The sequence below is a fragment of the Alkalibacterium olivapovliticus genome (assembly GCF_003003275.1).
Lineage (GTDB): Bacteria > Bacillota > Bacilli > Lactobacillales > Carnobacteriaceae_A > Alkalibacterium > Alkalibacterium olivapovliticum.
Map to the genome: position 1 here is coordinate 1 of NZ_PVTO01000070.1, position 1,559 is coordinate 1,559.

Below are 1,559 nucleotides of genomic sequence, written 5' to 3' on the forward strand. Positions count from 1 at the left end.
GGTTCTATAATATTTGGTGTTGGTGAGTTCCTTTGGAACTTACTGGCACCTTTTTTGTATTTCAATAGAAAAAGGCCTGTAGATTCCCTTATACTTAAGTCGACCAAAACCAAATAAAGGAGAATCTACATGACCTACTCTCATATTATACGAAAAACCTTAAACATTAAAGACAAAAACATTCATTTTGACCCTGAGCATTACATTCTACCTGATGAGACATTGAATAAAATAACCTATAAAGTACTTGAGGCAACTCTAACCTATACACCAAAAGCCTGTGAAAAATGTGGGACTGTCAATCAAAATCACTTAGTGATCAAAAACGGACGCAAATCATCATTACTTAAACTGGGAACGGTCATGTTTCAGCCCGTTCGATTACGACTATGGAAACAACGTTTCCTTTGTAAAGCTTGTAATCAAACATTTATGGCTAAAACATCCCTTGTTCAACCACACTGTTTTATCTCTAATCCAATCAAGTCCCATATTGCACTAGAGCTTCAGACTATTCAATCAATGAAAGCAATCGGAGATCGAGTAGCTGTATCTCCGCATACTGTAATGAGAATATTAAAAACTGTAGGAGAAACACTTGAACCGACCCGTCATGCATTACCTGAACATTTGTCGTTTGATGAGTTTAAGTCAGTAAAAGAAGCTGCGGGGGCCATGAGTTTCATTTTTTCAAATTCTCAAACACATGATGTGATTGATATTATTGAAAATCGCCAACAAAGTAGACTAATTGCTTATTTTCAACGGTATCCTTATACACTCCGAAAGCAAGTTAGAACGGTAACGATTGATATGTACAGTCCTTATATCGCAGTGATAGAACAGTGCTTTCCAAACGCTAAACTGATTATTGATCGATTTCATATTGTTCAACACCTGAACCGTGCCCTGAACCGACTTAGAATCGAAGTGATGAATACCCATAGGTATTCGAGACCAACAGATTACCATAAACTAAAAAAACAATGGAAATTGATACTGAAAAACAGCTGGAAAGTTGATTTTGAAACGTTCTACACTCACCGTTTATATGACGGACTAGTCTCTCAAAAAATCATGATAAATTATCTACTCAGTTTCGATGAACAGTTTAAATGGGTTTATTCGCTAATCAATGATTTGAAATATAGTTTATCTGTAGGTAAAAGTACACAGTTCAATCACCACTTAGAACGCAGTAAGGACCGGCAACTAAAGCGGTATATAAGGACCACCATGCAAACCTTAGAGAAGTACAGTGGCTCCATTAGTAACTCCTGCACATACACTTTGTCCAACGGACATCTGGAAGGGATAAACAATAAAATTAAAACAATGAAACGAAGTGGCTATGGTTATAGGAATTTCAGAAATTTAAGAGCCAGAATACTTATCAGTTTTAAACTGACTGAAAAACAAGATCAATTTATTCGTCCAGTGACATTTGAAGAAGAAAGAGAATTAGCAAGACAAAATCAAAATGCAGCTTAAAAAAAGAGGAAAGCCAGATGGCTTTCCTCCTACATGAATCTATGACCAACACTATTTGACAAAGAACC

Annotated in this window: 1 protein-coding gene; it reads left to right on the forward strand. The window is 36.1% G+C overall.

Translation table 11 applies throughout. From position 1 onward, the window contains the following. Window positions 1–129: 129 nt before the first annotated feature. A complete protein-coding gene (locus tag CLV38_RS13540) occupies window positions 130–1,491 on the forward strand; it encodes an ISL3 family transposase (protein WP_106196515.1) in 1,362 nt (453 codons plus the stop codon). Window positions 1,492–1,559: the final 68 nt, after the last annotated feature.